8 protein-coding genes are annotated in these 5,905 nt (G+C 71.2%); 4 read left to right on the forward strand and 4 right to left on the reverse strand.

Going from position 1 to position 5,905, the window contains the following annotated elements:
• Nucleotides 1-118: 118 nt before the first annotated feature.
• From Q0L54_RS09950 to Q0L54_RS09960, 3 genes are read left to right on the forward strand one after another with little or no spacing between them, the layout of a single operon-like run.
• A complete protein-coding gene (locus tag Q0L54_RS09950; RefSeq protein ID WP_296667727.1) occupies nucleotides 119-1,738 on the forward strand; it encodes an HD domain-containing phosphohydrolase in 1,620 nt (539 codons plus the stop codon).
• A gap of 10 nt (nucleotides 1,739-1,748) precedes the next feature.
• The gene (locus tag Q0L54_RS09955) at nucleotides 1,749-2,153 is read left to right on the forward strand and encodes a hypothetical protein (protein ID WP_296667729.1); all 405 of its coding nucleotides are present in this window, start codon (nucleotides 1,749-1,751) and stop codon (nucleotides 2,151-2,153) included.
• Nucleotides 2,154-2,172: 19 nt separating this feature from the next.
• A complete protein-coding gene (locus tag Q0L54_RS09960) occupies nucleotides 2,173-3,273 on the forward strand; it encodes an NAD(P)-binding domain-containing protein (protein WP_296667731.1) in 1,101 nt (366 codons plus the stop codon).
• Between the two features lie 107 nt (nucleotides 3,274-3,380).
• Here Q0L54_RS09960 and arr read toward each other — a convergent pair whose 3' ends face one another.
• On the reverse strand, nucleotides 3,381-3,812 hold the full coding sequence (arr, locus tag Q0L54_RS09965) for an NAD(+)--rifampin ADP-ribosyltransferase (protein WP_296667733.1): 432 nt from the start codon (nucleotides 3,810-3,812) through the stop codon (nucleotides 3,381-3,383).
• Between the two features lie 139 nt (nucleotides 3,813-3,951).
• Between arr and Q0L54_RS09970 the strand changes: the two genes are divergently transcribed.
• Nucleotides 3,952-4,239 carry a hypothetical protein gene (locus tag Q0L54_RS09970; protein ID WP_296667735.1) on the forward strand — a complete coding sequence of 96 codons (288 nt, stop codon included), beginning with the start codon at nucleotides 3,952-3,954 and terminating at the stop codon, nucleotides 4,237-4,239.
• Between the two features lie 12 nt (nucleotides 4,240-4,251).
• On the opposite strand, the gene Q0L54_RS09975 is transcribed toward Q0L54_RS09970, so the two are convergent.
• From Q0L54_RS09975 to Q0L54_RS09985, 3 genes are all read right to left on the reverse strand, one after another.
• The gene (locus Q0L54_RS09975) at nucleotides 4,252-4,929 is read right to left on the reverse strand and encodes a Pr6Pr family membrane protein (RefSeq protein ID WP_296667737.1); all 678 of its coding nucleotides are present in this window, start codon (nucleotides 4,927-4,929) and stop codon (nucleotides 4,252-4,254) included.
• A gap of 37 nt (nucleotides 4,930-4,966) precedes the next feature.
• Nucleotides 4,967-5,569, reverse strand: coding sequence for a thymidine kinase (locus tag Q0L54_RS09980; protein ID WP_296667739.1), 603 nt, complete (start codon nucleotides 5,567-5,569; stop codon nucleotides 4,967-4,969).
• A gap of 44 nt (nucleotides 5,570-5,613) precedes the next feature.
• Nucleotides 5,614-5,905 (reverse strand): hypothetical protein (locus Q0L54_RS09985; protein ID WP_296667741.1); only part of this gene is annotated, 292 nt, incomplete at its 5' end.

Raw genomic sequence — 5,905 nt, forward strand, 5'->3', positions numbered from 1 at the left:
GCGAAGGACGCCGGATTCGCGGAGGTGACGGTGCTGCCCATCGAGGACTTCTCCTTCTTCCGCTTCTACCGGCTGCACCTGGCCGTGTGACCCGCATGGTCCACCTCGCGAGAGCATCATGACGTCGCCGGCCCGGAGCCCGGACGCGGACGGCACGGCGCCGGTGCGCGCCGCGGACATCGCCGCGGCCATGTGCCTGGCGACCGACCTGGGAATGGGCTTCCCCTGGGGCCACGGGCTGGCCGCCACCCTCGCGACCATGCGGCTGTGCGACTATGCGGACGCGGACGCGGCGACAGCGCGCGACGCGTACTACCTCAGCCTGCTCGTCTATGCGGGCTGCACCTCCGACGCCATCGACACGCTCGAGACCTTTGGCGGGCCCTTCGGCGAGGAGATCGCGGACGTGATCTGGGGCGGCACCCTCGAGCAGATGCGCGTGGTGGTCCGAAACCTCCCCGCGCCGGGCGCGTCGCCGGTGACGGCGTTCGCCACCATCGCCCGCGGTCTCCCGCGAGCCCGGTCGGGCCTGCCGGAGGAACGGCGCGGCCTGTGCGACGTCGCACGCCTCATGTCGCAGCGACTCGGCACGCCAGAGACGGTCGGGGACGCCCTACACCTGCTCACCGAGCGATGGGACGGCAAGAGCGTGCTCAAGCGCGCCCGCGGCGACCAGCTTCCGCGCGCATTGCGCATCGCCCTGGTCGCACGCGACGCCTCCTACCTGGCGGAGGTGGGCGGCATCGACCATGCAGTGCGACTCATCGCCAAGCGCGCCGGGCGGGCCCACGACCCAGAGATCGCAACCATAGTGATGGACCACGCCCAAGAGATCCTGGGGCCGCTCTCCAACCCACCCGAGATCAGCGACCTCTGGAGTCAGGTGCTCGCAGCAGAGAAGGGCGAACGGGCCATGCTCAAGGGCGAGCAGGTGGACGATGCGCTGGGCGCCCTGGGCGACTTCGCGGACCTCCTCACCCCGTCCCGTACGGGCCACGCGCTCGCCGTCTCGACCCTGGCGGAGCGCGCCGCGACCCGCATGGGACTCGCCACGGCCGACGTGGTGCGGATCCGGCGGGCGGCGCTGGTCCAGGACGTGGGCAGGGCGGCCATCCCCGCGGCGGTGTGGGAGAGATCCGGACGGTTCTCCGCCGCGGACTGGGAGCAGGTGCGCCTACATCCGTACTACACGGAGCGCGTGTGCTCCGCCTCGCCGTTCCTGCGCGACCTGGCACCCGACGCGGGCTGCCACCATGAGCGCCTCGACGGCAGCGGCTACTTCCGCGGCGCCCGCGGCGAGGCGCTGCCCGCCTCCGCGAGGGTGCTGGCGGCGGCCGATGCGCTGCAGTCGTTGCGAGAACGTGCGCCCGGCCGCGAGCCGCTCACCCTCGCCGATGCGTCCGAGGCCCTGGCCGATGAGGCGCGTGACGGCCGGCTCGACACGGACGCGGTGGCCGCGGTCATCGAGGCGGCCGGCGGCGATCCCCCGAAGCTCGAGCGCCCCGCCGGCCTCACCGACCGCGAGGCGCAGGTGGTAACCCTGCTCGCGCGCGGGCTCGCGACCAAGCAGCTGGCCCGCGCGCTGGGCGTCACGCCCAAGACCGCGGACCACCACATCCAGAACGCCTACCGCAAGATGGGCGTGTCCAGCCGCGCCGGCGCGACGGTCTTCGCCATGGAGCACGGCCTGATCAACTGGGGAGAACTCCCGATGGGCGGGCGAACCGCGTCGACCTAGCGTCGACGGTATGAGGATCTACCCCAAGCGAGGTGCCGCGCAGCCCACGAGCGTGCGCGCGCGGCTGCTGGGCGCGGCGGCCGCCAGCGCGGCCGTGTCGGCCGCGGTGCTCGCCACCTCGCTCGGGTCCGCCGCTCCCCTCGGATCGCCCTCGTACTGGCCGTGGCTGCTCACCGGCTTGCAGGTGACCGCGCTGTGGGCCGCCGGTGCCCACCGCTGGTGGGGATGGCCGCTCGGCGCCGCCGTGCAGCCCCCGTGGATCGTCTATGCCGTGCTCACCGGCCAGTTCGGCTTCATCCCCGGCTGCGCCATCTCCTGCGCCGTCCAGGCGGTGAGCTTCGTGCGCGCCTCGCGCCGCATCGTCCCGCAGCCCACCGCCGCACGCGCCGGGTCCGTGCTCATCGCCACCAGTTGAACCCACCTCAGGAGGAATCATGACCACCGACGAATACACGCCGATCGTCGTCATCGGCGGAGGGCAGGCCGGACTGGCCACCTCGTACCAGCTCACGATGCAGGGACTCGACCACGTGGTGCTCGACGCCAACGAGCGCCCCGGCGGTGGGTGGCGCCACCGCTGGGACTCGCTCAAGCTCTTCACTCCGATCCGCATCGACCACCTCGAGGGCCTTCCGTTCCCGCGCCGCGGGCCGCTGCCCACCGCCGAGGAGTTCGCCGACTACCTCGAGCTGTACGAGCGCACCTTCGAGCTGCCCGTGCGCCACGGCACACGGGTCGAGCGCCTGAGCGCCGAAGGCGACGGCTTCACGATCCGGACCTCCCACGGCGACGTCCGCGCGGACTCCGTCGTGGTCGCCATGAGCAGCCTGCAAGAGCCCAAGGTGCCCGCGCTCGCGGCGGAACTGGCGCCCGGAATCACGAGCCTCCACTCCTCCGAGTACCGCAACCCAGGGCAGCTGCGACCCGGCGGCGTGCTCGTGGTGGGAGTGGGCAACTCGGGCGCGGAGATCGCCGTGGAGACGGTGCGCGACCACGAGACCTGGCTCGCGGGCCGCGAGAGCGGCGCTCTGCCGTTCCGCATCGACAGTTGGTTCGGACGGAACATCGGCACGCGGATCGTCTTCCACGTCTTCTTCCACGTCCTCACCATGGACACGGCGATCGGGCGCCGCGCACGGCCGGTGCTCCTGTCTCAGGCCGCTCCCCTGATGCGCCAGCGTCCCGCGGATCTGCGCCGCGCCGGCGTCCGGCGAATCCCGCGCATCGCCGGCACCCGCGACGGCCGCCCCGTCGCGGAGGACGGCACGGTCCCGGACATCACGAACGTGATCTGGTGCACCGGGTATCGCACGGGGCTCGCCGACTGGGTGGACCTGCCCGTGCTCGACGATCGCGACATGCCCGTCCAGGAACGAGGTGTGGTGCACGATCATCCGGGGCTGTACTTCGTGGGCCAGAACTACCTCTACGCGCAGGCGTCGGAGACCGTCCCGGGAGTGAGCCGCGACGCACGCTACGTGGCGGATGCGATCGCGGCGCGAGTGAAGGCCGCCCACGCGCGAGCGGCGCGCTGAACGGGACCGGTCAACGAAGGGTGACGACGCAGGTCATCGAGGGCGTGTTCGGGTTCACCGAACGCGGCGAGTTGCGGGTCGGGTGAGGCGCCCGCGGGTCCCGCGTCTCAGTCCTCGATGATGGCTTCACCCCGGCGCTCGAGATCGGCCAGTCCGTCGCGCATGGCCTGCACCTGCTCCGGCGGGTGGCCCACCCAGCCGAGCAGCTCCCCCACCACCCGCACCGCATCGCGCGTCCTGTAGGACCGGGTCGGGTTGCCGGGAAAGCGCTTGTCGGTGACGTTCGGATCGTCCTCGAGCTCCCCGGTGGGCTCCACCACGTAGATGTGTCCCGGGCCCTCGCCCGCCGCGAGCTCCGCGCCCCAGGTGGCGGCGTCCAACGTCATGGTGACGTACACGTGGTTGAGGGTGCGGTCGGCGGCAAAGTTCGATTGATGGCCCGTGGTGAGCACGTCCCCGGGACGCAGGTGGGCACGAGTGCCGTGCAGGTACGTCGCGCCGTCGCCGTAGACCTCGAACGGCCGTGGTGCGGTGGTCATCGATGCCGCCTCCGAGGGTGGGGAACGGCTTCGATTCTAGGAGCGGAAGGGGCCGGGGTGCAGTGCAGGCGCGAGGTGGCGGAGCGCTCGATGCGCTCCCGCCGGGTAACCCCGTGCCCGGAGGCGTAGCGTGGCTGATATGGACACTGCAATTGCGTTCTTCCAGGGGCGGGACGAGTTCGACGAGCCAAGCGAGGTGGCCGCGTACCGGGTCTTCGTGCATGGCGTGGAGGTCGAAGTGATGGTCCGCGACTTCGGCGAAGCGGCCGGCGATACCCGGTACTCGGCGGTGGCTCGCTACGCCGATGCGCCGTTCGGGCACGAGCTCGTGATGAACACGTACGGCCTCAGCCTGGGCAAGCGTTCAGCGACCGTCGAGGGCGCGCTCGCGAGCGTCCACTGGGACGTGTTCCCGCCGCTGGGCTGAGCCCACGCGGAATCAGCGGACGCGTGCGCGAGCCGGTTCCAGCATGACGCCGGGCTCTCCGACGGGGACCGCAGAAGGATCCGCGATGCGCCGTGCCGACCTCCACCGCATCGCCACCGCCGAGAACACCACCAGCAAGGTGCCGTGGATCAGCACGGTAGAGACCACCGGGCCATAGCCCGCGTCCGCCTTGAGGTAGTCGTAGGGCACCCAGCCGCCGATCGCGCCGCGTCCCAGCGTGAGACCCACGTAGAGCGTCGCGTACCCGCTCACGATCCATAGGTGCCGCCACGGCAGCGGCCGGCGCGTCCCCACCAGCGCCTGATCCGCGATCACGTACAGCGGCGTCACCACGTGCGAGATCACCATCACCCACGCGAGCTGAGGCCCGTCCTGGGTGCCCAGCGGGAACACCGAACCCCAGTAGATGACGGCCACGATGGCAAGGTTTGCGGCGATGAACGCGCGCCCGTACTCGACCCACGGCGCGGGCGTGGACCGCCGCACGGCGTGCCACGTGAGCGCACCCCAGACCCCCAGGCACGCCACGTTGACCTGCAGCGTGAAGTACGTGACCAGGTCGATGTAGCTGTCGGGCACGCGCCCCGAGACGTCGGTGAGCGTCGCGACCAGCGCGGTGACGATCAGCACCATCATGATGACCCGCATGACGATGACGAAGCGGCGCATCCCCACAGAATAGTGGGCACGTTCAACCGACAATAGATCAGCCCGCCACGCCCGCGCCGCGCACCGGGCCCACCTTCTCCAGGTAGCAGCGCCCGCACAGCGACTCGTACGCGGCCTCCTGGCCGTCGATCGCCACCTGCGCGCCGTGGGAGACGAACTTCCCGCCGATCACCCGGCCGTTGAAGATCGCCTTGGACCCGCATCGGCAGATGGTCTTCAGCTCCTCGATCGAGTGCGCGATCTCGAGCAGGCGCAGCGACCCGGGGAACGAGTGCGTCATGAAGTCGCCCCGCAGCCCGTAGCAGAGCACCGGAATGCCATGGCGGACGGCCACCTCGAACGCCTCATCCACCTGGGCGGGGGTGAGGAACTGGGCCTCGTCGATGAACACCGCGTCGATCTCAGCAAGCGGCCGATGCGCCTCGAGCGCCGCGAGCAACGAGTCCTGGGCGCCCAGCACCACGTCGACGGCGCGGGTCACTCCCACGCGCGACGACACGGACTGCCCCGCCTTGGTGTCGACGCCCGGCTTGACGATCACCGGGTGCTGATCGCGCTCCTCGTAGTTGTACGCCGCGGTCAACAGCAGCGCCGTCTTGGACGAGTTCATCGCCCCGTATCGGAAGTACAGCTTGGCCATGCCGGAACCCTACCGGCGCGGGCCCTCGCCTCCCCCAACGGCACTCAGCCCAGCGCGTCCATGTCCCCGTCGAGCACGTGCACCGTGCGGCGCACCACTGCGCGGGCGGCCGCACCCACGCGCGCCCGTCGCCATGCCAGCGCCACCGCCACCACCGCACCCGTGATCGACGCCTCGAGGGCGCCCCACAGCAGGTGGTGAGGGATAAGCGAGTGCAGCGCCTGACCGTCGATGGCGGAGGGAGAACCGGCAGCGACCAGCCCCACCAGCACGATGGACGAGGCGATCACGCTCGCCCACGCGCCCAGCGCGGCCGCGCCCACGCGCCAGCCGTCG

Source organism: Demequina sp. (genome assembly GCF_024642165.1).
GTDB lineage: Bacteria > Actinomycetota > Actinomycetes > Actinomycetales > Demequinaceae > Demequina.

Bases quoted from the DNA above. Each gene is read 5' to 3' on its own strand.
- Q0L54_RS09950 (WP_296667727.1), top strand. From the start codon at position 119: ATGACGTCGCCGGCCCGGAGCCCGGACGCGGACGGCACGGCGCCGGTG.
- Q0L54_RS09955 (WP_296667729.1), top strand. From the start codon at position 1,749: ATGAGGATCTACCCCAAGCGAGGTGCCGCGCAGCCCACGAGCGTGCGC.
- Q0L54_RS09960 (WP_296667731.1), top strand. From the start codon at position 2,173: ATGACCACCGACGAATACACGCCGATCGTCGTCATCGGCGGAGGGCAG.
- arr (WP_296667733.1), bottom strand. From the start codon at position 3,812: ATGACCACCGCACCACGGCCGTTCGAGGTCTACGGCGACGGCGCGACG.
- Q0L54_RS09970 (WP_296667735.1), top strand. From the start codon at position 3,952: ATGGACACTGCAATTGCGTTCTTCCAGGGGCGGGACGAGTTCGACGAG.
- Q0L54_RS09975 (WP_296667737.1), bottom strand. From the start codon at position 4,929: ATGCGCCGCTTCGTCATCGTCATGCGGGTCATCATGATGGTGCTGATC.
- Q0L54_RS09980 (WP_296667739.1), bottom strand. From the start codon at position 5,569: ATGGCCAAGCTGTACTTCCGATACGGGGCGATGAACTCGTCCAAGACG.